General features: G+C 63.9%; 31 protein-coding genes and 1 tRNA gene. 23 read left to right on the plus strand and 9 right to left on the minus strand.

From position 1 onward, the window contains the following. Positions 1–55 precede the first annotated feature (55 nt). On the plus strand, positions 56–2,722 hold the full coding sequence (gene alaS, locus ACP150_RS16140; RefSeq protein WP_424967691.1) for an alanine--tRNA ligase: 2,667 nt from the start codon (positions 56–58) through the stop codon (positions 2,720–2,722). A gap of 1 nt (position 2,723) precedes the next feature. Then, complete coding sequence (locus ACP150_RS16145) at positions 2,724–3,017, plus strand: DUF1330 domain-containing protein (protein WP_424967692.1); 294 nt, start codon at positions 2,724–2,726, stop codon at positions 3,015–3,017. Between the two features lie 6 nt (positions 3,018–3,023). Here ACP150_RS16145 and ACP150_RS16150 read toward each other — a convergent pair whose 3' ends face one another. The 7 genes from ACP150_RS16150 to ACP150_RS16180 all read right to left on the minus strand — a co-directional run bounded on the left by ACP150_RS16150 (position 3,024) and on the right by ACP150_RS16180 (position 7,467). Further along, positions 3,024–3,302: a hypothetical protein gene (locus tag ACP150_RS16150; RefSeq protein ID WP_424967693.1), complete on the minus strand. Its 279-nt coding sequence runs from the start codon at positions 3,300–3,302 to the stop codon at positions 3,024–3,026. After that, positions 3,299–3,841, minus strand: coding sequence for a hypothetical protein (locus ACP150_RS16155; RefSeq protein WP_424967694.1), 543 nt, complete (start codon positions 3,839–3,841; stop codon positions 3,299–3,301). The genes ACP150_RS16150 and ACP150_RS16155 overlap by 4 nt, the downstream gene beginning before the upstream one ends. 68 nt (positions 3,842–3,909) lie before the next feature. After that, the gene (locus ACP150_RS16160) at positions 3,910–4,239 is read right to left on the minus strand and encodes a DMT family transporter (RefSeq protein WP_424967695.1); all 330 of its coding nucleotides are present in this window, start codon (positions 4,237–4,239) and stop codon (positions 3,910–3,912) included. A gap of 22 nt (positions 4,240–4,261) precedes the next feature. Further along, positions 4,262–4,888, minus strand: coding sequence for a YitT family protein (locus ACP150_RS16165; protein ID WP_424967696.1), 627 nt, complete (start codon positions 4,886–4,888; stop codon positions 4,262–4,264). A gap of 86 nt (positions 4,889–4,974) precedes the next feature. Further along, a complete protein-coding gene (locus tag ACP150_RS16170) occupies positions 4,975–6,189 on the minus strand; it encodes an NADP-dependent isocitrate dehydrogenase (RefSeq protein ID WP_424967697.1) in 1,215 nt (404 codons plus the stop codon). Positions 6,190–6,363: 174 nt separating this feature from the next. Further along, entirely contained in the window at positions 6,364–6,579 is a 216-nt protein-coding gene (locus ACP150_RS16175) for a hypothetical protein (protein WP_424967698.1), read from the minus strand. A gap of 234 nt (positions 6,580–6,813) precedes the next feature. After that, entirely contained in the window at positions 6,814–7,467 is a 654-nt protein-coding gene (locus ACP150_RS16180; RefSeq protein WP_424967699.1) for an alpha/beta hydrolase, read from the minus strand. 175 nt (positions 7,468–7,642) lie between these two features. Here ACP150_RS16180 and ACP150_RS16185 point away from each other — a divergent pair, with 175 nt between their 5' ends. The 14 genes from ACP150_RS16185 to ACP150_RS16250 all read left to right on the plus strand — a co-directional run bounded on the left by ACP150_RS16185 (position 7,643) and on the right by ACP150_RS16250 (position 16,580). After that, entirely contained in the window at positions 7,643–8,116 is a 474-nt protein-coding gene (locus ACP150_RS16185) for an Rrf2 family transcriptional regulator (protein ID WP_424967700.1), read from the plus strand. 12 nt (positions 8,117–8,128) lie between these two features. Then, complete coding sequence (locus ACP150_RS16190) at positions 8,129–9,175, plus strand: cysteine desulfurase family protein (RefSeq protein ID WP_424967701.1); 1,047 nt, start codon at positions 8,129–8,131, stop codon at positions 9,173–9,175. A 46-nt stretch (positions 9,176–9,221) separates the two neighbouring features. Next, the gene (gene sufB, locus ACP150_RS16195; protein WP_424967702.1) at positions 9,222–10,733 is read left to right on the plus strand and encodes a Fe-S cluster assembly protein SufB; all 1,512 of its coding nucleotides are present in this window, start codon (positions 9,222–9,224) and stop codon (positions 10,731–10,733) included. Between the two features lie 27 nt (positions 10,734–10,760). Then, entirely contained in the window at positions 10,761–10,982 is a 222-nt protein-coding gene (locus tag ACP150_RS16200; RefSeq protein WP_424967703.1) for a hypothetical protein, read from the plus strand. Next, positions 10,979–11,155, plus strand: a complete 177-nt coding sequence (locus ACP150_RS16205) for a hypothetical protein (protein WP_424967704.1) — start codon at positions 10,979–10,981, stop codon at positions 11,153–11,155. The genes ACP150_RS16200 and ACP150_RS16205 overlap by 4 nt, the downstream gene beginning before the upstream one ends. Continuing rightward, a complete protein-coding gene (locus ACP150_RS16210; protein WP_424967705.1) occupies positions 11,152–11,352 on the plus strand; it encodes a hypothetical protein in 201 nt (66 codons plus the stop codon). The genes ACP150_RS16205 and ACP150_RS16210 overlap by 4 nt, the downstream gene beginning before the upstream one ends. 128 nt (positions 11,353–11,480) lie before the next feature. Then, positions 11,481–11,681, plus strand: a complete 201-nt coding sequence (locus ACP150_RS16215; RefSeq protein ID WP_424967706.1) for a hypothetical protein — start codon at positions 11,481–11,483, stop codon at positions 11,679–11,681. Then, positions 11,678–11,992 carry a heavy metal-binding domain-containing protein gene (locus ACP150_RS16220; RefSeq protein ID WP_424967707.1) on the plus strand — a complete coding sequence of 105 codons (315 nt, stop codon included), beginning with the start codon at positions 11,678–11,680 and terminating at the stop codon, positions 11,990–11,992. Before ACP150_RS16215 ends, ACP150_RS16220 begins: the two co-directional genes overlap by 4 nt. Before the next feature lie 16 nt (positions 11,993–12,008). After that, positions 12,009–12,764: a Fe-S cluster assembly ATPase SufC gene (gene sufC, locus ACP150_RS16225; protein WP_424967709.1), complete on the plus strand. Its 756-nt coding sequence runs from the start codon at positions 12,009–12,011 to the stop codon at positions 12,762–12,764. Continuing rightward, positions 12,764–14,047: a SufB/SufD family protein gene (locus tag ACP150_RS16230; RefSeq protein WP_424967710.1), complete on the plus strand. Its 1,284-nt coding sequence runs from the start codon at positions 12,764–12,766 to the stop codon at positions 14,045–14,047. The genes sufC and ACP150_RS16230 overlap by 1 nt, the downstream gene beginning before the upstream one ends. Further along, positions 14,047–14,544, plus strand: a complete 498-nt coding sequence (locus tag ACP150_RS16235; RefSeq protein WP_424967711.1) for a YIP1 family protein — start codon at positions 14,047–14,049, stop codon at positions 14,542–14,544. Before ACP150_RS16230 ends, ACP150_RS16235 begins: the two co-directional genes overlap by 1 nt. 30 nt (positions 14,545–14,574) lie before the next feature. Continuing rightward, positions 14,575–15,174, plus strand: a complete 600-nt coding sequence (locus ACP150_RS16240; RefSeq protein ID WP_424967712.1) for a Yip1 family protein — start codon at positions 14,575–14,577, stop codon at positions 15,172–15,174. After that, positions 15,175–16,395, plus strand: a complete 1,221-nt coding sequence (locus tag ACP150_RS16245) for a cysteine desulfurase (RefSeq protein WP_424967713.1) — start codon at positions 15,175–15,177, stop codon at positions 16,393–16,395. It begins immediately after the preceding gene. Positions 16,396–16,503: 108 nt separating this feature from the next. Continuing rightward, positions 16,504–16,580 (plus strand) — tRNA-Arg (locus ACP150_RS16250). Positions 16,581–16,652: 72 nt separating this feature from the next. Here ACP150_RS16250 and ACP150_RS16255 read toward each other — a convergent pair. After that, positions 16,653–17,333 carry a GntR family transcriptional regulator gene (locus ACP150_RS16255; RefSeq protein ID WP_424967714.1) on the minus strand — a complete coding sequence of 227 codons (681 nt, stop codon included), beginning with the start codon at positions 17,331–17,333 and terminating at the stop codon, positions 16,653–16,655. Positions 17,334–17,633: 300 nt separating this feature from the next. Here ACP150_RS16255 and ACP150_RS16260 point away from each other — a divergent pair, with 300 nt between their 5' ends. From ACP150_RS16260 to ACP150_RS16290, 7 genes are all read left to right on the plus strand, one after another. Next, positions 17,634–18,617 (plus strand): TRAP transporter substrate-binding protein, encoded by a 984-nt coding sequence (locus ACP150_RS16260; protein ID WP_424967715.1) that lies wholly within the window; start codon positions 17,634–17,636, stop codon positions 18,615–18,617. 90 nt (positions 18,618–18,707) lie between these two features. Beyond that, the gene (locus ACP150_RS16265) at positions 18,708–19,205 is read left to right on the plus strand and encodes a TRAP transporter small permease (protein WP_424967716.1); all 498 of its coding nucleotides are present in this window, start codon (positions 18,708–18,710) and stop codon (positions 19,203–19,205) included. After that, positions 19,202–20,518 carry a TRAP transporter large permease gene (locus tag ACP150_RS16270; RefSeq protein WP_424967717.1) on the plus strand — a complete coding sequence of 439 codons (1,317 nt, stop codon included), beginning with the start codon at positions 19,202–19,204 and terminating at the stop codon, positions 20,516–20,518. The genes ACP150_RS16265 and ACP150_RS16270 overlap by 4 nt, the downstream gene beginning before the upstream one ends. Positions 20,519–20,561: 43 nt before the next feature. Continuing rightward, positions 20,562–21,305, plus strand: coding sequence for an SDR family NAD(P)-dependent oxidoreductase (locus tag ACP150_RS16275; RefSeq protein ID WP_424967718.1), 744 nt, complete (start codon positions 20,562–20,564; stop codon positions 21,303–21,305). 11 nt (positions 21,306–21,316) lie between these two features. Then, positions 21,317–21,628, plus strand: a complete 312-nt coding sequence (locus ACP150_RS16280) for a cupin domain-containing protein (RefSeq protein ID WP_424967719.1) — start codon at positions 21,317–21,319, stop codon at positions 21,626–21,628. Continuing rightward, entirely contained in the window at positions 21,615–22,535 is a 921-nt protein-coding gene (locus ACP150_RS16285; RefSeq protein WP_424967720.1) for a sugar kinase, read from the plus strand. Before ACP150_RS16280 ends, ACP150_RS16285 begins: the two co-directional genes overlap by 14 nt. 218 nt (positions 22,536–22,753) lie before the next feature. Continuing rightward, positions 22,754–23,224, plus strand: a complete 471-nt coding sequence (locus tag ACP150_RS16290) for a DUF1203 domain-containing protein (protein ID WP_424967721.1) — start codon at positions 22,754–22,756, stop codon at positions 23,222–23,224. A 10-nt stretch (positions 23,225–23,234) separates the two neighbouring features. Here the strand turns inward: ACP150_RS16290 and ACP150_RS16295 are convergent, their stop codons facing one another. Beyond that, on the minus strand, positions 23,235–24,251 hold the full coding sequence (locus ACP150_RS16295; protein WP_424967722.1) for an Ldh family oxidoreductase: 1,017 nt from the start codon (positions 24,249–24,251) through the stop codon (positions 23,235–23,237). Positions 24,252–24,253: the final 2 nt, after the last annotated feature.

Raw genomic sequence — 24,253 nt, forward strand, 5'->3', positions numbered from 1 at the left:
CAGGCTTGGGTCGCAGCGCTACACCTGCGGGACCATTCCAATCCGGGACGCCCAGATGCCTAGCCTGAACGACATTCGCAGTACTTTTCTCAACTATTTCGGCGCGCAGGATCACGCGATCATCGACAGCTCACCTCTGGTGCCGCGCAATGATCCGACCCTGATGTTCACCAATGCGGGGATGGTTCAGTTCAAGAATGTGTTCACCGGGCTCGAGCAGCGGGATTACTCCCGCGCCACCACGAGCCAGAAATGTGTGCGCGCCGGGGGCAAGCACAATGATCTGGACAATGTGGGCTACACGGCGCGCCACCATACCTTCTTTGAAATGCTGGGAAATTTCAGCTTCGGGGATTACTTCAAATCGGATGCCATTCCCTTTGCCTGGGACCTGATCACCAAGGAATTCGGGATCGACAAGTCGCGGCTGCTCGTCACGGTCTACCATACCGATGACGAGGCTGCCGAGATCTGGAAAAAACATGCGGGTCTGAGCGATGACCGTATCATCCGCATTCCGACCAATGACAATTTCTGGATGATGGGTCCGACGGGGCCGTGCGGACCCTGCACCGAGATTTTCTACGACCATGGCGATCACATCTGGGGCGGGCCTCCGGGCAGCCCCGAGGAAGATGGCGACCGTTTCATCGAGATCTGGAACCTCGTCTTCATGCAGTTCGAACAGTTCGAGGATGGCTCCCGGCAGGACCTGCCGTCGCCCTCCATCGATACGGGCATGGGACTGGAACGGATCGCCGCGCTCTTGCAGGGCAGTCACGACAATTACGACACGGATCTCTTCAAGGCGCTGATCGAGGCCTCGGCCCATGCCACGGGCGTGGATCCCTATGGCGATCGCAATGTGCATCACCGGGTCATCGCGGATCATTTGCGTTCGACATCGTTTCTGATCGCGGATGGGGTGATGCCCTCCAATGAAGGGCGCGGTTACGTCCTGCGCCGGATCATGCGGCGGGCCATGCGCCATGCGCATCTGCTCGGTGCTCAGGATCCCGTGATGCACCGGCTGGTGCCCGCGCTTGTGGCCCAGATGGGGCAGGCCTTCCCCGAACTGGGCCGGGCGCAGGCCCTGATCGAAGAGACGCTGAACCTCGAGGAAACCCGCTTCCGTCAGACCCTGGATCGCGGCCTTCGCCTGCTGGATGATGCGGTCGAGGGGCTGGATGATGGCGCGGCCCTGCCGGGCGAGACGGCGTTCAAGCTCTATGACACCTATGGCTTCCCGCTGGACCTGACGCAGGATGCGCTGCGCGAGAAGGGCCGCGAGGTAGAGACCGATGGCTTCGATGCCGCCATGGCCGAGCAGAAGGCGAAGGCCCGCGCGGCATGGTCCGGGTCGGGCGAGACCGCCGATGAGAGCGTTTGGTTCGATCTGGCCGAGATCCATGGCAGCACAGAGTTCCTGGGCTATGACACCGAGATCGCCGAGGGGCAGGTTCTTGCCCTCGTGCGGGAGGGCGCGCCGGTCGAGACGATCGCGGCGGGCAGCACGGGCTGGGCCATCCTGAACCAGACCCCGTTCTACGCGGAATCCGGGGGGCAGGTCGGCGATAGCGGCAGTTACCTGAAGACCGACGGGGCGGGTGCGATCACGGACACGCAGAAAAAGAACGGTCTCTTCGTCCATAAGGTCACGCCCGAGAAGGTTGCCCTATCCGTGGGCGACGTGCTGGAGATGCGGGTGGATCCCGCGCGGCGGAGCTCGATCCGCGCGAACCACTCGGCGACGCACCTGCTCCATGAGGCGCTCCGCCAGGCGTTGGGCGATCACGTGGCCCAGCGTGGGTCGCTGAACGCGGCCGACCGGTTGCGGTTCGATTTCAGCCATTCCAAGGCCCTCAGCACCGAAGAGCTGGCCAAGGTCGAGACGGATGTGAACGCCTATATCCGCCAGAACGCGCCGGTCGAGACCCGGATCATGACGCCGGATGATGCGCGCGGCCTCGGGGCGCAGGCGCTGTTTGGCGAGAAATACGGTGACGAGGTGCGCGTGGTGTCCATGGGACGGCAGGCGGGCTCCGGCAAGGGCGTGACCGGCGAGACCTATTCGCTGGAGCTTTGTGGCGGCACCCATGTGCGCCAGACCGGCGATATCGGTGTCTTCGTGGCGCTTGGCGATACGGCGTCCTCGTCCGGGGTGCGCCGGATCGAGGCACTGACCGGGGAAGAGGCCTTCGCCTATCTCAGCGCTCAGGATCGCAGGGTGGCCGAGACCGCGCTGGCGCTCAAGGCGCAGGCGGCGGATGTGCCGGACCGTGTCCGTGCCCTGCTGGATGAACGCAAGGCCCTGCAGAACGAGGTGGCGCAACTGCGCCGCGATCTCGCCATGGCCGGGGGCGCGCAGGCCGATGCGCCGGCCAAGCCCAAGGAGATTGCCGGCGTGCCTTTCCTTGCGCAGGTGCTGCAGGGGGTGTCGGGCCGGGATCTGCCGCCGTTGATCGATGAACACAAGGCGCGGATTGGCTCTGGCGCGATCCTTCTGATCGCGGATGCGGATGGCAAGGCGGCCGTCGCGGCAGGTGTCACGCCCGATATGACCGACACGGTCTCGGCCGTGGACCTGGTCAAGGCGGCTGTGGCGGCCCTGGGCGGCAAGGGCGGTGGTGGCCGTCCGGACATGGCGCAGGGCGGTGGTAAGGACCCGAGCCAAGCCGATGCCGCCATCGCGGCGGTCGAAGCCCTGATTGGAGGAGAGTAAGATGGCCGCATTCTGGATTGCCCATGTGCATGTGACCGATCCTGACCGCTATGGCGAATATGCCAAGCGCGCAACGGTGGCGATTGCCGATCATGGCGGCGTGTTCCTCGCCCGCGGCGGGGGCTGCACCCAGCTGGAGGGGCCCGAGCGGGCCCGCAACGTGGTCGTGCGGTTCGAAAGCCGCGCGCGCGCGGTCGAATGCTACAACTCGCCCGCCTATCAAGAGGCGCTCAGCTATGCGCGGGGCGCCTCCCAACGGGAACTTGTGGTCGTCGACGCGCTGGACGACGTCTGAGCCGGGCTAGCGTGCGCGCGGCCGCGACGGGCGCGCGGGCAGGGGCTTGGGCTTGTGGATCGGCGGCCGTACTTGCGGCGGCTTGGCCACGGGCGGACGGTTGGGCCGGTCCGGGCGGTTGATGTCGACATCCACATCCACATCGCGGTCATGGTAATAGTGGTTCCAGTAGAACGGATCCGAGTAGCCATACCCGTAGCTGACGCCGACGGCGGTCTGACACCCGGCGAGGCCCCCGATCAGTCCGAGGCAAAGTGCGGTGCGCACAATAAAACGAGGCGTCATGATCCGGCCCTCACGCTGGCGAACACGCGGTTAATTTCATCGATCAACGCAGGCGCGGCGGTGCTCTCGGCGACGGCGGCCGCAATGGCCACCCGCGCACCGGGTAGGTCGAGAACGGCGATGGTGAAGACGATGTCAGCCCCATCGCGCCGTCCGGTCCCCTTGATGACCCGCGCTGGCAGGCCCGCCACGCGCTCTTTCGAGATCGAAATGATCTCGGGATCCGACGACATGAACTTCTCGATCTCGTCCAGATAATCCAGCCCGCCTTCGAGCGTGCTGATCCCTGGTGGCGAGAAGAATCCCATCCACACATCCGGCTCAACCGTTGGGCGCAGGGTCACGATCTGTGGGACCGGCACGGCTGCCGCCTCGTCGGGGGGAGAGATCTCGCGCGCGCCGCCGGTCTGGATCGACCAGAAGTCCGGAACAGCCACGGAAAACAGGGGGCGGTCTCCATCAGCATAGCTGATCCGGAGATCCGCGCTGGCCGGTGAGGCCAGGGCGAGGGCGGCGCAAAGCAGGGCGTGTTTCATCATGACCCGAGTGTCTGGGCAAAGGGCCCGGCAGGTCAAGCGCCGAAGCGCCGCCCGTCAAGGGTTTGCGATCAATGCGTTGCCGTCTCGGAGAACAGGTTGATGATCAGGATCCCGGCTAGGATCAGGACCAGCCCGAGGACCGCCGGAAGGTCCAGCCGTTGTCCGAAGATGAGCCAGCCGATCCCCGCCACCATCATCAGGCCCATGCCCGACCAGAGCGCATAGACGATGCCCAGCGGCATCACTTTGAGGGTGAGGGACAGCAGGTAGAAGCTGATCCCGTAGCCGATCACCACCGTGATCGACGGGCCGATCCGGGTGAACTGCTGGCTGGCCTGCAGGGCGGAGGTTGCGACCACCTCGGCAAATATGGCTCCGATGAGGAGGATGTAATGCATGACGGCTCCTGTGGCGCGTGGATCAGGTAGCGATGTAGCGTCGCTTGTTGTGATTGAACGCGATCACACCGTTGAGCACCAGCGCGCCGAGCAGGGAATAGGCCACGATGGACAGGGGAAAGAGCAGGGCGGCCACCGCAAAGAGCACCAGATCGAAGAGGATCTGCACATAGCCCGCCTTGAACCCGGTCTTGTCCTGCACGATCAGCGCGATCACCCCGAGCCCGCCGAGGCTGCCGCCATGACGGAACACGGCCAGCAGGCCAAGCCCGGTGGCGGCGCCGAAGATCACCACGCCGAGGGCGGGGTTGAGGGTCTCGATCCGGAACCCCATAGGCATGAACTCGGTCGAGAGCGACAGGGCCGTGACACAACCGATGGACTTGAGGGTGAATTCCAGTCCGAGCTTGCGATAGGCAACCCAGTAGAACGGCAGGTTGACGACAAAGAACACCGCCCCGAAGGACAGGCCGGTGACATAGGACAGGATCAGCGCAAGCCCGGCGGTCTGGCCCGTCACCAACCCGAGATGGCTGAGAAAGGTCAGCCCCACCGCGCAGAGCAGCACGCCGAGCGAGAGGCCCTGGGCGTCATCCAGAGCTGTGTGTTTGAGGTCTTCGGGACGGGGAATGGGCAGCGGTGCGGGCATGGGTCTTGCTACCGCGCGGGCCGGGGGCCGGGCCAGCCGAAAACGCCGCCCCGGTCCGAGTTTTTCCGCGCGGCAGCGCCCGGTGCCTAACCGGCAAGCGCCGCGTTCAAACGTTCATCAAGCGTGTTGAGAAAACCCATGGTGGTCAGCCATTTCTGGTCCGGTCCCACCAGCAGGGCGAGGTCCTTGGTCATGTGCCCCGCCTCCACGGTTTCGACGATCACCCGCTCCAGCGTTTCGGCGAAATTGGCGAGGGCGGTGTTGTCGTCGAGCTTGGCGCGGTGCTTGAGCCCCCCGGTCCAGGCATAGATCGAGGCGATGGAGTTGGTCGAGGTCTCCTTGCCCTCCTGATGCTGGCGGTAATGGCGGGTCACGGTGCCATGGGCGGCCTCGGCCTCCACGATCTCGCCGTCGGGCGTCATGAGCTGCGAGGTCATCAGGCCAAGGGAGCCGAACCCTTGGGCCACGGTGTCGGATTGCACATCGCCATCATAGTTCTTGCAGGCCCAGACAAAGCCGCCATTCCACTTCATCGCGCAGGCCACCATGTCGTCGATCAGCCGGTGCTCGTACCAGATGCCCGCCTCTTTGAATGCCTCGGCGAACTCGTCCTCATAAACCTTCTGAAAGAGCTCGAGAAAGCGGCCATCATACTGTTTCAGAATGGTATTCTTGGTGGACAGGTAAACCGGCCAGCCGAGTTTCAGCCCGTAATTCAGCGAGGCGCGGGCAAAATCGATGATCGAGGCATCGAGGTTGTACATCCCCATGAACACGCCGGCGGAGGGGGCGTCGAACACCTCGCGTTCGTCCACCGTGCCATCCTCGCCGACAAACTTCATGGTCAGCTTGCCCGGCCCGGGGAATTTCATATCCGTCGCCTTGTACTGGTCGCCAAAGGCGTGGCGACCGATCACGATGGGCTGGGTCCAGCCGGGCACGAGCCTCGGCACGTTCCGGCAGATGATCGGCTGGCGAAAGACCACCCCGCCGAGGATATTGCGGATCGTACCATTGGGGCTGCGCCACATCTTCTTGAGGCCGAACTCCTCCACCCGGGCTTCATCCGGCGTGATCGTGGCGCATTTGACCGCGACGCCGACCTCCTTGGTCTTTTCGGCGGCTTCGATGGTGATCTGATCCTCGGTGCGGTCCCGCTCTTCGATGCCGAGATCGTAATAGAGCAGATCGATATCCAGATAGGGCAGGATCAGCTTGGTCTTGATGAAATCCCAGATGATCCGGGTCATCTCGTCTCCGTCCATTTCGACGATCGGGTTCTCGACTTTGATTTTGCTCATGGGGGCCTCGCATGATGGAAAGGGGCGTTGGCGTTGCGCAACTCATGGCATTGTATGCGAAAGTATACAATTACGGATCCGCCCAGTGCGACACCCTGCAACAGGTCGCTGCCCGGGCTGCCGACCTATGCGGCGCATGGGCCATTCCATGAGCAGTCGAAGAAGGGGACGGGGTTAGTCCCCCGGCAGCTGAGACTCAAGGAACCGGCGCGCCCGGGCTTCCGCCTGCCGGACCCGGATATAGGTCTGATAGGCCTCTTCCATGGTCGAAGAGCTGGCGCCCAGTTGTTTGCCGACTTCGGTGATTAGCTGGTCATTGTCGAGCCGCGCCGCTGCCTCCAGCGCGTCGCGCGCGAGGGCATCCGCGAGGGTTTCGATGATTTGGCTCATGGGCGCAGGTCCTGCCGGGTCAAGATCGCCCCAGACTAGCGCCGAAGGGTTTGCAGAACCTTTCCCGCGCGCGAGATTGTCCGTCTGTTGCGCAAGATGCGGGGATCCGCGCGCATCAGGGCCGCGGTGGCCGCGACAAGCGGCACGAGGATGAACAACCGTTGATGCAGGATGTTTGCGAAATCCGCGTGTTTGGCGCGCTACCACCGGCCAGGCGGCGGTCGCGGGCCCAGCTTAGCGGGTGGTTTCGGTCAAACGCCGCCGCACATAGCCATCGACCGAGTCGATCATGGTTTCCATGTGCGGATCCTCAAAGAAGTGGCCCGCCTCCGGGACTTCCTCATGGGTGATGGTGATACCCTTCTGCTCATGCAGCTTGTTCACCAGCGAGACCGTATCGGCGGGCGCGGCCACGCGGTCGGCCGAGCCGTTGATGATCAGCCCAGAGGAGGGGCAGGGCGCGAGGAAGCTGAAATCATAGGTATTGGCCGGCGGGGCCACCGAGATGAAGCCGGTGATCTCGGGCCGCCGCATCAGAAGCTGCATCCCGATCCACGCGCCAAAGGAGAAGCCCGCGACCCAGCAATGCTTGGAATTCGGGTTCATCGATTGCAGGTAATCGAGCGCGCTGGCGGCATCGGATAGCTCGCCCACCCCCTGATCATACTCGCCCTGGCTGCGCCCGACGCCGCGGAAATTGAACCGCAGCACGGTGAAGCCCATGTTGTAGAACGCGTAATGCAGGTTGTAGACCACGCGATTGTTCATCGTCCCGCCAAATTGCGGGTGCGGATGAAGCACGATGGCGATCGGAGCGTCTTTTTCTTTTTGCGGATGATATCGGCCTTCCAGTCGCCCTTCGGGTCCCGGAAAAATCACTTCGGGCATTCGTGCCTGTCCTCTCGCCGCCTCAGAGCCCGGGACAGGCCGTCATGAACTTGACGACTTCGCTCGGGCATTCTAGAACCATTCTAAACCAAATGTGTGCACACTGGTTCTGTGCAATTAAGGAAAGCCGGCGCGCAGGTCAATGTGCCCGGTGCCATCAGGGGGCGCGAGATCCGTGAAACTGAGCACCAAGGGCCGTTATGCCATGGTCGCCATGGCCGATCTGGCCGAAGCGCCGGACAACAAGCTGGTGACGCTGTCTGAAATCTCGGAGCGGCAGAACATCTCGCTGACCTATCTCGAGCAGCTTTTTGTCAAGCTGCGCCGGGCCGAGCTCGTGACCTCGGTGCGCGGGCCGGGCGGTGGTTACCGGCTGGCGCGTTCGCCGGACTCGATCCGGGTGGCGGATGTGCTGCAGGCAGTCGATGAGACCGTGAGCGCGATGCATACCGGGGCCGGGGCCTCGGGCGCGAAATCGGGCTCGCGCGCGCAATCCATGACCAACCGGCTCTGGGAAGGGCTGAGTGCCCATGTCTATGTGTTTCTGCATCAGACGCGGCTGTCGGATGTGGTTGGAAACCAGCTGACCCCGTGCCCGGCCGTGCCGACGCTCTTCACCGTGGTGGATGACGGCGAGACCGTATCGTGAAGGAACTGCAGCGTGGCTGACCGGGTATACCTTGATCACAACGCGACCGCCCCCCTGCGCCCCGAGGCGCGGGCGGCGATGGGCGCAGCCATGGATCTTGTGGGGAACCCGTCTTCGGTCCATGCGGAGGGGCGGGCCGCCAAGGGGATGATGGAGCGCGCCCGGGCCGAGATCCTGACGGCGCTTGGCGCTGAGGATTGCGATCTGGTCTTCGTGTCGGGCGCGACCGAGGGCGCCGCACTGGCCTGCGCCGGGCAGGACCTGCATTGCGCCCCGGTGGAGCATGACGCGATCACCGCCTGGTGCCAGAGCGATCTGCCGGTTGATGCGTGCGGCGCGGTTCATGTGGCGGATCCCGGGCATACGGCGCTGCAATCGGCCAACTCTGAAACCGGGGTGTTGCAGGATCTGCCCGAAGGGCTGGCGCTGGTCGATCTGACCCAGAGCTTCGGCAAAATGCCCGTCGCATTTTCCTGGACAGGTGCCCGGGTCGGGCTCGTCTCGGCCCACAAGATCGGCGGTCCCAAGGGCATCGGCGCAATCGTGATGCGCCGTGGCACAGATCTGGCCGCGCAGATCAAGGGCGGGGGCCAAGAGATGGGCTGGCGTTCCGGGACGGAAAATCTCTTGGGAATCTCGGGGTTTGCCGCTGCCGCCACCGCCGCGCAACGGGATCTGGAGGCAGGGCGTTGGGAGCGGGTTGCAGAAATTAGAAATATTCTAGAAACAAGTCTTCACTCTGGCGCATCGGAGACTATTTTTGTCGGGAAAGAGACTGCGCGACTCGCCAACACCGTCTGCGCCGTCTCGCCCGGGTGGAAAGGCGAAACCCAGGTGATGCAGATGGATTTGGCCGGCTACGCGGTGAGCGCGGGTTCGGCCTGCTCCAGCGGCAAGGTGAAGCCCAGCCGGGTTTTGCGCGCCATGGGGTTCGACGAGAACGATGCGGCCTGCGCCCTGCGCGTGTCCATCGGGCTCGAGACGACAGAAGAGGATGTGCTGCGCTTTTCCGAGGCGTGGCTGAAAGCAAGAAACCGGCATATGGCCCGCGCGGCATGACCGGTTCGACAGAAAACCGCCCCACGGGGCCGAAGAGGATGACCAGATGAACGCACTGACAGAAGTAGAAGTCCGTGAAGGCGTAGACCGGGAAACGGTCGAGGCAGTGCAGTCGGTCGGCGAACGCTACAAATACGGCTGGGAAACCGAGATCGAGATGGAGTACGCGCCGAAGGGCCTCAGCGAGGACATCGTGCGTCTCATCTCGGAAAAGAACGAAGAGCCGGAATGGATGACCGAGTGGCGTCTGGCCGCCTATGCGCGCTGGAAAGAGCTCAGCGAGCCGAAATGGGCCATGGTCGACTATCCGGAAATCGACTTCCAGGACCAGTACTACTACGCCCGTCCCAAGAGCATGGTGGAAAAGCCCAAATCCCTGGACGAAGTCGATCCCAAGCTGCTGGAGACCTATAACAAGCTCGGCATTCCGCTCAAGGAGCAGGCGCTGCTGGCTGGCGTCGAAGCCCCCGAAGAGGACCGCAAGGTCGCCGTGGATGCGGTCTTTGACAGCGTGTCCGTGGGCACGACCTTTCAGGAAGAGCTGAAGAAAGCGGGCGTGATCTTCTGCTCGATCTCGGAAGCGATCAAAGAGCATCCGGAGCTGGTGAAGAAGTACCTGGGCTCGGTCGTGCCGGTCTCGGACAACTATTATGCGACGCTGAACTCTGCAGTGTTCTCGGATGGCTCCTTTGTCTACGTGCCGCCGGGCGTGAAATGCCCGATGGAGCTGAGCACCTATTTTCGCATCAACGCGGAAAATACCGGCCAGTTCGAGCGAACGCTGATCATCGCGGACAAGGGCTCGTATGTGTCCTATCTCGAGGGCTGCACCGCGCCCCAGCGCGACATCGCCCAGCTGCACGCGGCTGTGGTCGAGATCGTCCTGCTGGAGGATGCCGAGGTGAAGTATTCGACGGTCCAGAACTGGTATCCGGGCGACGAAGACGGCAAGGGCGGCATCTATAACTTCGTGACCAAGCGCGCCGATTGTCGTGGGGATCGCTCCAAGGTGATGTGGACCCAGGTCGAGACCGGCTCTGCCGTGACCTGGAAATACCCGTCCTGCATCCTGCGCGGCGATGACACGCAAGGCGAGTTCTATTCGATCGCCATCGCCAACAACATGCAGCAGGCCGATACCGGCACCAAGATGGTCCATCTGGGCAAGAACACCAAGTCGCGCATCGTCTCCAAGGGGATCAGCGCGGGCAAGGCCCAGAACACCTATCGCGGGCTGGTGTCCATGCACCCGAAGGCCAAGAATGGCCGGAACTACACCCAATGCGACAGCCTCCTGATCGGCGATAAATGCGGCGCCCACACGGTCCCCTATATCGAGGTGAAGAACAACTCGAGCCGGGTGGAGCATGAGGCGACCACGTCGAAAGTGGATGATGATCAGCTCTTCTACTGCCGCCAGCGCGGCATGGACGAGGAAGAGGCCGTCGCCCTCGTGGTCAACGGGTTCTGCAAGGACGTGCTGCAGGCGCTGCCCATGGAGTTCGCCATGGAAGCGCAGCAGCTGGTCGCGATCTCGCTCGAAGGGTCGGTGGGCTAAGCCCTGCCGCACGACCGGACAGATCCGATGACAGAGCATCCTGACAAGCGACCCGGTTCCGGGTCGTCCCGCCCCAAATGGTTCGCGCCGGGTGTCTTCGCGGTGGCGTTCATCCTGTCCTATCTGGGCTCCGAGGGCTACGGGCCCGTGGGCGCGGTTCTGGGACTTGCCGCAGGGCTCGGGATCGGTTGGGCGGCGGGGAAATACGTCTTTCCCGTGGCGCCAAAATCCGAGGATCCGGACCTATGAAGCCGATGCTGCTGACGGCCTCCGTGGCGGGGGTGTTTTGCGCGCTCTTTGCGCTGACCGTGGATGCGGTGACGGATGCGCTGAGCATGGCGCAGGCGCTGGCCCTGGCGGGGCTGTCGGGGTTTCTGGGCAGTCTGGTCGGGCAGTATGTCTGCCGGAGGAATGAGAAATGAACTGGAAATGGCTTCTGAGCGCCGGGCACCCGCGCGGGCCCTGGGCGATCATGACGGCGTTGATGACCTTCGGCCTGATGGTTGTGAGCGCCCCCTTCTGGCAAGCGGGCGGCCCCCTCGTGGCCGCGGTGGCAGCGGCCTTCGCAGTCGCCCTGTCCTCGGTCCTGTCGAAGCTGGTGCTGGAGATGCGGAAATAAGCGCGCAGGCCTGCGCGCAAGACTTGGCTTTCGGACCTGCCCCGGACCGAAGCCGTTCACAGGTGCCTCGGCACCATAACATCCGGCGATCAGGGACGGCGCCGATCAACACGAGAGGGAGTATCCCCATGAGCTGGCTTTATCGGGGTGGTTATATCGCAGGTTTGGTCCTGCTTTTCATTTTGTGCTTTTTCGCACCGCAGGTCTTCGGCATGTCCGCCGAGAACTTCGGACCGCTGAAAAAGTTCATCTGGTCTGGCGGCCTGATCGGCATCGTCTGGTTCGGCCATGAGATGCACTACGCGAACAGGAAAGACAGCACCGCATGATTGTGACCACCACGAACTCGGTCGAAGGACATCGGATAACGGCGTATCACGGGGTCGTGGTGGGCGAAGCAATCATGGGTGCAAATGTGGTGCGGGATTTCTTTGCCGGCATCACCGATATCGTCGGCGGGCGTTCTGGGGCCTATGAGGCCAAATTGCAGGACGCCCGTGACGTGGCGATGCGCGAGCTAAAAGAGCGCGCGCGCCGTGCAGGCGGCAATGCCGTCGTCGGTGTCGATCTGGATTACGAAGTTGTCGGTGACAGCATGCTGATGGTCTCAGCATCGGGCACCGCTGTGACACTGGGATAAGGTGGGATAGAGAAAAATGCTGGAAATCAAAAACCTGCACGTGAAACTTGAAGAAGAAGACAAGCAGATCCTCAAGGGCGTCGACCTGACGGTAGAGCCGGGCAAGGTCCATGCGATCATGGGGCCGAACGGGTCGGGCAAATCCACGCTGTCCTATGTCCTGTCGGGCCGTGACGGCTATGAGGTGACCGAGGGCGAAGCGTCGCTCGCCGGTGAGGATGTGCTCGAGATGGAGCCTGAAGAGCGTGCCGCGGCGGGCCTTTTCCTTGCGTTCCAGTACCCGGTCGAGATCCCGGGCGTCGGCAACATGACCTTCCTGCGCACGGCCGTGAACGCACAGCGCAAGGCGCGCGGCGAGGACGAGCTGTCGGCGGCGGATTTCCTCAAGGAAGTGCGCGCAAAGGCCAAGAGCCTCAAGATCGACGCGGACATGCTCAAGCGCCCGGTGAATGTCGGCTTCTCCGGCGGTGAGAAGAAGCGCAACGAGATCCTGCAGATGGCCATGCTCGAGCCCAAGATGTGCATCCTCGACGAGACGGATTCCGGTCTCGATGTGGACGCGATGAAGCTGGTGGCCGAGGGCGTCAACGCCCTGCGCTCCGAGGGGCGCTCCTTCCTCGTGATCACGCACTACCAACGCCTGCTGGACCACATCAAACCGGACGTCGTGCATATCATGGCCGATGGCAAGATCATCAAGAGCGGCGGGCCCGAGCTCGCGCTCGAGGTGGAAAACAACGGCTATGCCGACCTGCTGGCTGAGGTGGCGTAATGGCACTGCCGCAAGCAAAGCAAACCGCGACGGAGGCCCGTCTGGCGGGCCTCACGCTGCCCGAAGGCGGGGCTTGGGCCAGCGAGGCGCGCAAATCCGCCTTGGCGCGGGTCGAGGCGATGGGCCTGCCCGGTCGGCGCGATGAGTATTGGAAATACACCAATCCCACCGGTCTGACCGCGGCGGAGGCCCCTCATGCGGCCCTGTTCGAACCCGGCGAGACACCGATCTTCGACGAAATGGACCGCATTAAGCTGGTCTTCGTGGACGGCGTCTTTGATGCGGCGGCCTCGGATGACCTGTCCGGCGAGCATGTCGAGATCGAGCGTCTGGCCGAAGCCCAGTCCACGGATATCCACTGGGCCAAGGACGTCTATGGCGTGCTCGAGACCCGGGGCCAGGATCCGGTCGAACGCCCGCTCGCGGCTCTGAACACGGCCTTTGCCAGCGATGGCATCCTGATCCGCGCCACGGGCGTGGTCGCCAAGCCGATCTCGCTGATCTATCTGCACCGCGACGAGACCTCGGACGCGATCCTGCACCATGTGGTCAAGGTCGAGAGCGGCGCGTCGGTCACCGTGCTGGAGAACGGCCCGGCGGCGGCCCGGTTCAACAAATGCATGGAGGTCGAGATCGCCGATGGCGGCGCGTTCCACCATGTGCGGACCCAGGGCCGGGATCACGAGCGGCAGGCCGCGACCCATATCTTCACCCGTCTGGGCACGGAATCGGTGTTCAAATCCTTCACCATGACCGCGAACGGGGTTCTGACCCGCAACGAGGTGGTGATCGAGCTGACCGGGGATGACGGCGTCGCCCATGTGGCAGGCTGCTGCGTCGGGGATGGCGATTTCCACCATGACGACACGGTGTTTGTCACCCATGACGCGCTGAACTGCGAAAGCCGCCAGGTCTTCAAGAAGGTTCTGCGCAACGGGGCCACGGGCGTGTTCCAGGGCAAGATCCTCGTCAAGGAAGGCGCGCAGAAGACCGACGGCTATCAGATCAGCCAGTCGCTGCTGCTGGATGAGGACAGCCAGTTCCTCGCCAAGCCCGAGCTCGAGATCTACGCCGATGACGTGGCGTGTTCCCATGGCTCGACCTCCGGGGCGATCGACGAGGAGGGGCTCTTTTACCTGCGCTCGCGCGGGATCCCCGAAGGACCGGCCACCGATCTGATGACGCTCGCCTTCCTGGCGGAGGCCATCGAAGAGATCGAGGACCAGGACCTCGCCGGGGCGATCATCGAGCGTCTGGAAAACTGGCTGGCCCGTCGTCGCTGATGGCCATCTCGACAGAGATCCTACGATCCTACAGGGCGCCGCGGGAGGTTCTGCGGCGCCAACTGGATAGTCCCGAAAGCGAGGGGCGCGCGCTGATCTACCTGACGGTGGCGTGCCTGTTGTTTTTCGTGGCGCAATGGCCGCGCCTGTCGCGCGAGGCCTTTCTCGACCCGTCCATTCCGCTCGACGCGCGTCTCGGTGGCGCGCTGATGGGCTGGATGTTCATCGCACCGCTGGCCTTTTACGCTATTGGCGCGCTGTCGCATATCGTGGCGCGCCTTCTGGGCGGCAAGGGCAGTTTCTATGGCGCGCGGCTGGCACTCTTCTGGAGCCTGCTTGCGATTGCGCCCATTGCGCTGCTTCTCGGGCTGGTCTCCGGGTTCATCGGGCAGGGGCCCGCACAAAACGTCACGGGTCTGTTGCTTCTGCTGGCATTCCTCTACATCTGGATGAGCGGGATCTGGGAGGCGGAGCGCCACCCCGATCAGCCCGCCTGAAGGACGTCCGGCGCGCACCAGAGGCACAGAATGACTTTCACTCCGAACACGGTCCTGAACCTCGTGGTCCAGACGATCAAATCCCCGCAGGAAGGGGCTTCCACGATCCTGTCCATGGGGCTGGCACGCAATGTGCTGATGCAGCTGCTGGGCCTTGTGGTGGTGGCGTCCGTGATCACGGGTCAGCTCGGCGTTTTCGCCATGGGTGGTGGCCTGCAGGACGGGGCGATGACCGGTCCGTTCCTGATGAGCCCGATGATCGCAACCTTCGTGCAGTTCGCTTTGCTGATCGTGCTGATCACCTCGGTGCATGTGATCGGTCGGGCGCTTGGCGGGCGGGGCTCCTTCGAGGAGACCTTGTCACTGGTGATCTGGCTGCAATTCATCCTGCTCTGCCTGCAAGTGGTGCAGATCCTCGCATTGATCCTTTTCCCGGTGCTCGGAGCGCTGATCGGCCTTGTCAGCATCGTCTTGTTCTTCTGGCTGCTGGTCAATTTCATCGCCGTGATCCACGGGTTCACCTCGCTCGGACTGGTGCTGGTCGGCGTGATCATCTCCGCCTTTGGCATCCTTTTCGCCATGAGCCTCATCCTGGCCATGCTCGGCCTGTCCTTCCCCGGGAGCCTTTGAATGTACGACGTCGATGCAATCCGCGCGCAGTTTCCCATCCTGTCGCGTGAGGTGAACGGCAAGCCGCTGGTCTATCTCGACAATGGCGCCTCGGCCCAGAAACCCCAGGTGGTGATCGATGCGGTCACCCGGGGCTATGCCGAGGAATATGCGAATGTGCATCGGGGCCTGCATTACCTGAGCAACCTCGCCACCGAGAAATACGAGAGCGTGCGCGGCACGGTCGCGCGGTTCCTGAATGTCGCCGATGAAACCCAGATCGTGCTGAACTCCGGCACCACCGAGGGGATCAACCTGGTCGCCTATGGCTGGGCCATGCCCCGGTTCGAGTCGGGCGATGAGGTCGTCCTGTCGATCATGGAGCATCACGCCAATATCGTGCCCTGGCACTTTCTGCGCGAGCGGCAGGGGGCGGTTCTGAAATGGGTCGATGTGGACAGCACCGGCGCTCTGGACACCCAGAAGGTGATCGACGCAATCGGCCCGCGCACCAAGCTCGTCGCGATCAGCCAGCTTTCGAATGTGCTGGGCTGCAAGGTCGACGTCAAGGCCATCACCGAGGCCGCCCATGCCAGGGGCGTCGCCGTGCTGGTCGATGGCAGTCAGGCCGCCGTGCATATGCCCGTGGATGTGGATGATATCGGCTGTGATTTCTACGCGATCACCGGGCACAAGCTCTACGGACCGTCGGGTTCCGGGGCGATCTTCATCAAGTCCAACCGCATGGCCGAGATGCAGCCCTTCATCGGGGGCGGCGACATGATCCGCGAAGTCTCGCGCGATGTAGTGACCTATAACGACCCGCCCATGAAGTTCGAGGCGGGCACCCCGGGGATCGTGCAGACCATCGGCTTAGGCGTCGCGCTCGATTACATGATGGATCTGGGCATGAGCAATATCGCCGCCCATGAGGACCGCCTGCGCGACTATGCGCGCGCCCGGCTCGATGGGCTCAACTGGCTCAACGTACAGGGCCAGACCGCAGATAAGGCGGCGATTTTCTCCTTCACGCTGGACGGGGCCGCCCATGCCCATGACATCTCGACCGTGCTCGACAAGAAGGGCGTCGCGGTGCGTGCGGGCCACCATTGCGCCCAGCCGCTGATGGATCACATGGGCGTTCCGGCGACCTGCCGCGCGTCCTTCGGGCTCTATAATACCGAGGCCGAGGTGGATGTTTTGGTCGACGCGCTGGAGCTCTGCCACGAGCTCTTTGGTTAGTCGCATCCTGGAGTGCGGGGGGCTGTGCAGAACCCGCATCTGAGGCCCGAATTGCCGCCGAATTGCCATTGCGGCAGGCAAGGGGTTTAACTATAGACGTCGTGCAAGGCACCTGTAGCTCAGCTGGATAGAGCGCTGCCCTCCGAAGGCAGAGGCCAGAGGTTCGAATCCTCTCAGGTGCGCCACCCTCCCTCTTCGAAGCTATTTTGAATGCGGTGGTCGACCGGCTGCGCCGTAGGGGCCGCTTAGGCCGCGACCTATTCCTCGAAATAGCCGCTATGGGTCGTGTAGATCGCGTCGATGATGGGGTCGAGCCGGCTGAGATGGCGGCGCAGAACGGTTTCTGCGGTGTCGGCGTCTCCGGCCATCAGGGCCTCCACCAGTTCGATGTGATCGGCGATCAGGTCTTCCATGGCCTCAGTGCTGGTCAGGGACAGCATGCAAAGTCGGTCCACCTGCGCCTTGTTCGCGGCGATCAACTCGAAGGCCGAGGGGCGTTTGGCGGCAAGGCACAGCAAACGGTGGAACTCGTAGTCGAGACTGTGAAAAGCGGCGGTATCGCCGGCGGCGACCGCGTCGCGCTGCGCCTTGAGGCTCTGCTTGAGCCGGGCATCCACTGATTTGTCCCGCTCTGCGGCGACCTGTCGGATGATCTCGATCTCGATCGCGCCGCGGATGAACCGGGCATTTGCGATCAGGTCGCGCGAGAAGGGACGTACGATTGTCGCCCGCTGCGGACGGATCAGCAGCAGGTTCAGATTGGCCAGCCGGGTGAAGGCTTCGCGGACGGGCTGGCGCGAGAACCCAAAGGATTTCGCAACCTCGCTCTCGGAGAGTTTCGTACCGGGCAGCAGATCGAGGCTGACGATCCGATCATAGAGCGCATCGAAGATCTGATCGGTGCTGGTTGCGCGTTCCGCCGTGTCTGTGAGTGCCATTTCGTCGTCTTTCAAGGGCCGCGATGGGAAGGGCTCGGATCGGGCCGCGCGGGGAATTTCTCTTGGTTTACATATAGCCTTGCATACCAGTTCTGCAAGAAAAACTCATTTTTCTTACGAAAAACGCGCACACTCTCGGGGGTCTCTGAAAATATTATGTTGACTAGTATCCCAGTTTATGTGCTGTTTAGGGACCAGTACTGTCGGGCTCAACGGCTCCAGGTGCGTATCAGGCAGGAGTTCGCGCAGCCGAGGAGGGCTGTGACCTGTCGGATCAACTGACATCTTTGGGAGGAACACATGTTCAATCGTACACTCTCGGCCCTCGCGGCCACGGCTGTCCTCGTGGGCGGCATCACAACGGCGCAAGCCGATACCACCCTGCGTGGCGCCAGCATGTTCGACGAGGAACATGCCTTCACCCAGACCCTGCGCGAGTTCGAACGGCTCGTGGCGGAAAACTACGAGGGTGACGTGACCTTCGACCTGCGCCTGAATGGCGAGCTCGGGGTCGAAAAGGACTATGTCACCTATCTCAACCAGGGCGTGGCGGTGGATTACACGATCCTCGCGCCGTCCAACATGGCCGTCTTCTCGGATTCGATCCCGCTGATGGACATGCCTTTCCTGTTCCGCGATCTGGAGCATTGGAACGCGGTCCTGTCCTCGGACGCGCTGGCCCCGCTTGAGGCGGATCTGCGCGAAGCGGCGGGCATTGTCATCGTGGGATATCATGGGGGCGGCGTGCGCAACCTCGCTTCGTCCGAGCCGATCACCAATATGGAAGAGCTCGCCGGTCACCGGATGCGGGTGATGGGCGCGCCGATCCAGGCACAGACCTTCTCGGCTGTGGGCGCGGCACCTTCGGCCATCGCCTACAACGAGGTCTATAACGCGATCCAGACCGGTGTGATCGCCGGGTTCGAGAACGAGGCTGCGTCGATCCAGAACCTCAAGTTCTACGAGGTAGCCCCGCATATCTCGCTGACCCAGCACACGATCACCGTGCGGCCCATCGTGATGTCGGCCAAGACCTATGACGCGCTGCCGGCGGATCTGCAGGCGGCGATCATGGCAGCCGGGGCCGAGGCGGGTGCCTTTGGTCGCGCGCTGGAAAGCGGGCAGGACGGCCAGAAGCTGCAGGCTATGGCCGATGCGGGTCAGATCGAGGTCCATGACTTCCTCGGGCGCGAGAAGATGCTCGAACTGGTGCAGCCGGTGCAGGACGCCTATGCCGCCGAGCTCGGTGCAACCGAACTGCTCGAGCGCATTCGCGGGATGTAACTCCCCCCGACTGGTGGACGGTGCCCCCTCGGGGGTGCCGTCCCTGGCTTTCGTGGATCGGCCCCCGCGGCCTAGGCGTTAGGACAGATCATGATTGGACGTTTTCTGGACCGGTTCTGCACCGGTCTGCGCATCCTGCTCGGCGTGCTCATGGCGCTCCTGGCGATCCCGGTCGCGATGCAGGTGATCTCGCGCTACACCGGATTGATCCCGACCTTTCTGTGGACCGAGGAGCTGGCGACCTTCATCTTCATCTGGATCGTGATGATCGGATCCATGGTGGCGGTCTGGGACGGCACCCATTTTGACGTCCGCGTGGTCCCCGACGCCCAGAGCCCGCTCTTGCGACTGATCCAGAACGGCGTCGTGCATGTGGCCATCCTGTTCTTCGGTCTGCTCTTTGCGATCTACGGCGTGGAATATGCCGAGTTCGGCAGCAACCAGCGCTCGGTCATGATGCGCGCCAATCTCGTGATCACCCATATCTCTCTGACGATTGCCGGGACCATCTGGACGATCTTTGCCGGCTGGCGACTGATCGAAGAGGTCTCTGCCTATCGCCGCGCCAAGGCGGAGCAAGCCCGATGATCCTCGACACCGCCACCGCCGGGCTGATGCTGGTCGGCTGCTTTGCCTTTCTCATCCTGATCCGGATCCCCGTGGCCTTTTCGCTGGGGCTGGCCTGTGTGCCGGTGGTCCTGCTGGAGCTGCGGCTGACCCCTTTCATCGTGCTGGACCGGATGTTCCAGTCCTATAACTCCTTCATTCTGCTGGCGGTGCCCTTCTTCCTGCTGGCGGCGAACCTGATGAATTCCGGCAAGGTCACGGACCGCCTGATCGAGCTTGCGCGGGTGCTGACCGGTTGGATGCCCGGAGGGCTGGGCCATGTGAATGTGGCGGTCTCGATGCTCTTTGCCGGCATTTCGGGATCATCAACGGCGGATGCGGCGGGGATCGGCAAGATCCTGATCCCGGCCATGCAGCGCGAGGGCTATGACACGCGCTTTGCCGTGGCGATCACCGCCTGTTCCTCGGTGATGGGCGTGATCATTCCGCCCTCGATCCTGATGATCGTCTGGGGCGGGGTGATGCAGGTTTCGGTCGGTGCGCTGTTTCTCGGCGGCGCTATCCCGGGGCTGATGATCGGACTGGCCCTGATGGCCACGGTCTATGGCTTTGCCAAGGCGCGAAACTACCCGGTGACGGCGACGCCGAACTGGGCCGAGTTCATGGCCGCCTGGAAGGGCGCGGCGCTTGCACTGCTCACCCCGGTCTTCGTGATCGGTGGCATTGTCGGCGGTATCGTCACCCCAACCGAGAGCGCGATCATCGCGGCGGGCTATGCCCTGATCCTCGGGATGTTCGTCTATCGCACCGTCAAGCCGCGCGATCTGGGCCAGATCCTCTATGACACGGCGCGTTTCGCCGCGATCTCGCTCTTTGCCATCGGCACGGCCACGGCCTTTGGCTGGCTGCTGTCCTTCTACAATGCGCCGCGCCTGATCGTGAGCATCCTCACGGCATGGGAGTTCGGGCCCTTCGGCACGGCCCTCGTGATCGCGGCCTTGTTCCTGATCTTCGGGCTCTTCATCGACGCCATTCCGACGATCATCATCCTCGGCACCGTCCTGATGCCCGTGGCGCAGGCGGGCGGGGTGGACCCGATTGCCTTTGCGATCATCGGGATCGTGTCGCTGGCCTTCGGGCTGGTGACGCCGCCCTACGGGCTCTGCCTGCTGATTTCATCAGCCATCGGCGGGCTCAACGTGGTGCAGGTCCTGCGCGAGGTCGCGATCATTCTCGCCCCCATGCTCTGCATCCTGATCCTGCTGGCGGCTGTGCCTGACCTGATCCTGTGGCTGCCCCGGCTCGTGATGCCCGGCGCCTTCCCATCCCCCTAAGTCAATACCGGCCGTCCGGCCCGTCCTCGAGAGGAGAGACCCCATGAAACTGCAAGGAAAAACCGCGATCGTGACCGGAGGTGGGCGTGATATCGGGGCGGCCGTGGCCCGGAAGCTGGCTGCCGAGGGCGCGCGTGTCGCGATCAGCTATTTCGAAAGCTCCAAGGGCGCGGACAGCGTGGTCGCCGCGATCGAAGCCGCAGGCGGGCAGGCCATCGCCGTGCAGGCCGATCTGAACACACAGGCCGGTGTGGACGGGCTGGTTGCGGCCACGGTCGATGCCTTTGCCGGGGTGGATATCCTTGTGAACAATGCCGGTGGGCTGATCGCGCGCAAGACCATCGCGGAGATGCCGCTGGACCACTGGAACGCGGTCATGACCCTGAACCTGACCAGCACCTTCATGATGACCAAGGCCTGCCTGTCGCATATGAAGACCGGCGCCATCGTGAACCTCGCCTCGCAAGCCGGGCGCGACGGGGGTGGCCCGGGGGCGGTGGCCTATGCCACCTCCAAGGGAGCGGTGATGACCATGACCCGGGGCCTCGCCAAGGAGCTGGGCCCGGAGATCCGCGTCAACGCGCTGTGCCCCGGCATGATCGACACGGATTTCCACAATATCCACACCCCCGATGCCGGACGGCGCGGGTTCGAGGCAAATGCCCCGCTCAAGCGGCAGGGCCATGTGGATGACGCGGCCAATCTCGTCCTGTTTCTCGCCTGCGAGGACAGCGCGTTCCTGACCGGCACGAATATCGACATCAATGGCGGCATGCTGTTCTCCTGAGTGTCCGGACCATGGCAGACTACCCAATTGTCGAGACGGGCAGGGATGTGACGCGGCAGGTCCTGTCGGATCATCCCGACCTGATGGTCGTGGCCTTTCGCTTTGCGCGATCCGGGGCCATCGGCCCGCTGCATGATCATGTCCATGTCCAATCCACCTATGTGGAAAGTGGGCGTTTTCGCTTCACCCTGGGCACCGAGGAGCGCGAGGTCGGGCCGGGGGACAGTTTCGTCGTCCCCTCGGGGCAGACCCATGGCTGTATCTGCCTCGTGCCGGGCACCCTGATCGACGGTTTCACGCCGCGCCGCGATGACTTCCTCTAGCCGTCCGCGGATCGTGGCCATCGGAGAGTGCATGGCCGAGCTTTCCCCCGCGGGCCCGCCCGCCACCTACCGGCAGGGCTTTGCCGGGGACAGCTTCAACACGGCGTGGTATCTGGCGCGCTGCGGCAAGGCGCTCGACGTGGCCTATGCCAGCGCCATTGGCGAGGATCGGCTGTCTCAGGAGCTGCGCCGGTTTATCCGCGAGAGCGGGGTCGATGACCGGCTGCTGCGGACCATCTCGGGTGGGACACTGGGCCTTTATCTCGTGTCGCTTGATCAGGGGGAGCGCAGTTTCACCTATTGGCGCGGGCAATCCGCTGCCCGGCGGCTGGCCGAGGATGCCGACGCCCTGCGCGCCGGGCTGGCCGGGGCCGACCTGATCTATTTCAGCGGGATCACCCTCGCCATTCTGTCACCGCAGGATCGCGCGATCCTGCTCGACGCGGTGGCGGTCGCAGGTCGGGCCGGTGCGCGTGTGGCCTTCGATCCGAACCTGCGCCCGGCGCTCTGGGACAGCCCGGAGGAGATGACCGAGACGGTGATGCAGGCGGCGGGCCTCGCGGATCTCGCGCTCCCGTCCTTTGAGGATGAGGCACGCTGGTTTGGCGATGCCTCCCCTGCGGCCACGCGGGCGCGCTATCTCACCACCGGGGCCTGTCAGATCGTGGTCAAGAACGGTGCCGATCCGATCCTTTGGCAGGACGGGACTGCGACCGGCGAGACTGCGGTCGCGGCCATAGCCGAGCCGGTGGATACGACCGCCGCCGGGGACAGCCTGAACGCGGGCGTGCTTGCGAGCCTGGCCACCGGTGGCAGTCTGGAGGCGGGCATCGCCCTCGGCTGTCGCTTTGCTGCCCATGTGGTGCGCCATCGTGGGGCGCTTGTGCCACTGCCGGACGGGGTGTAGCGCCGCCCCTCGCAGGAGAGCGCAAGGCGACTAGGCCTGCGGGAGCCGTGACGCGCTTCGGAAGCGGACGACACTGTTGGGCGAAGGACTAGGCCGCTTCGGTTTCACACCGCGCCAAAGGGCCATGCCGGAGCAGGGCGGAAAGCGCAGGATCCGGGTCGTGGGGAGCAGCGCGGCGCGCCTAGAGTGTCCGCGATCAGTCAACCGGAGCGCACCCCATGCATTTTCAGATCACCCCCCTGCAGGCCGAAGCCTTCGAACCGCTCTTTACCCTCTCGGATGCGGAGCTGGCGGCCCGCAACGCCTGCCGCCAACAGGTCACCGAGAGGCCGGGCACGCCCTGTCGGGTCAGCCTAGAGGATGCAAGGATCGGCGAGACGGGGATCCTGCTCAATCACATGCATCAGCCCGGGACCACGCCGTTCCGCGCCAGTCACGCGATCTTTGTCCGGCAGGGCGCGCGCACGGCGGAGCTTGCTGTGGGCGAGGTGCCGGACGTGATCCGCAGTCGTTTGATCTCGCTGCGGTTCTTTGATCGCGCGGACATGATGATCCATGCGGATGTGGTCGCGGGGGAATGCGTGGCCGATGCAATCGCCGCCGCATTCGCCACGCCCGACATCGCCTATGGGCATCTGCACTATGCCAAGCCCGGCTGCTTTGCCGCCTCGGTCCACCGGGTAGCGTGAGCGGCGCGGCTCAGCTTGCGCGCGCCGTGATCTCGCGGATCCTGCTGAGCGTCGCGGCACTGACGACGACCCCCTCCTTGGCGGCGCGGGCGCGCGCTGCGCGGCGACCGTCACCGGGCAGATGCGCGCCCTCCTGAGCGGCGACCGCCGCAATCAGATCCGCCATCCGCCAGTCAAAGAGCCCGCCGGACGGTCCCTCGGGGTCAATCGCGATGAAGCACTGGCCCGTGCGCGGCGGCCCTCCCACCGGGCCGGAGAAGGGCGCGGCATCGATCCCCAGCTGCCCGCCGGAGAGCGCGGCGGCGAGGATCTCCACCAGCATGGCGACGCCCACGCCCTTGTAGCCGCCCGATGGCGCCATGGAGCCCTTGAGGCCAATCGCGGGGTCCGTGGTGGGATTGCCCTCGGGGTCGAGCGCCCAGCCGAGCGGGATCGGCCGCTCCTCGCGGGCGTGCTTCATTACCTCGCTCTTGGCGATGGTGCTGGCGCTTTGGTCGATCAGCAGGACCGGGCCGCCCGCGTCCCCGGGCACGGCGATGGAAAACGGGTTGGTGCCGACCACGGGTGTCGCCCCGCCCGAGGGGGCAATCGATGCGGGCGCATTGGTGAAGCCAAGGCCGAGCAGACCGGCCTGCGCCAGACGCCCGGTGTGATAGCCAAGGACCCCGCAATTATAGCTGTTATGGAGGGTCAGCACCGCCACCCCTTGTGCGCGGGCCAGCGGGATGAGCGTCTCGAACCCGATATCGATCGCCCCATGGGCAAAGCCGGTGGCCGCGTCGACTCGGACCACGCTGGGCCTGGGCGTAGAGAGCTGCGGCGCGGCCTGTCCATCGACCTTGCCGCAGAGCACATGCTCGCAATAGATCGGGATATAGGCCAGCCCGTGGCTCGCCACCCCATCGGCTTCGGTCGCCGCGGTCGCGATGGCCAGCGGTCGCGCATTGGTCTCGGAAGTGCCCGCAGCCACAAGGGCGTCGAAGGCGAGCGCCTCGATCTGCGCAAGCGTCAGTGTTTCGGTGGTCATCT

The sequence above is a fragment of the Dinoroseobacter sp. S375 genome (assembly GCF_049800775.1).
Lineage (GTDB): Bacteria > Pseudomonadota > Alphaproteobacteria > Rhodobacterales > Rhodobacteraceae > Dinoroseobacter.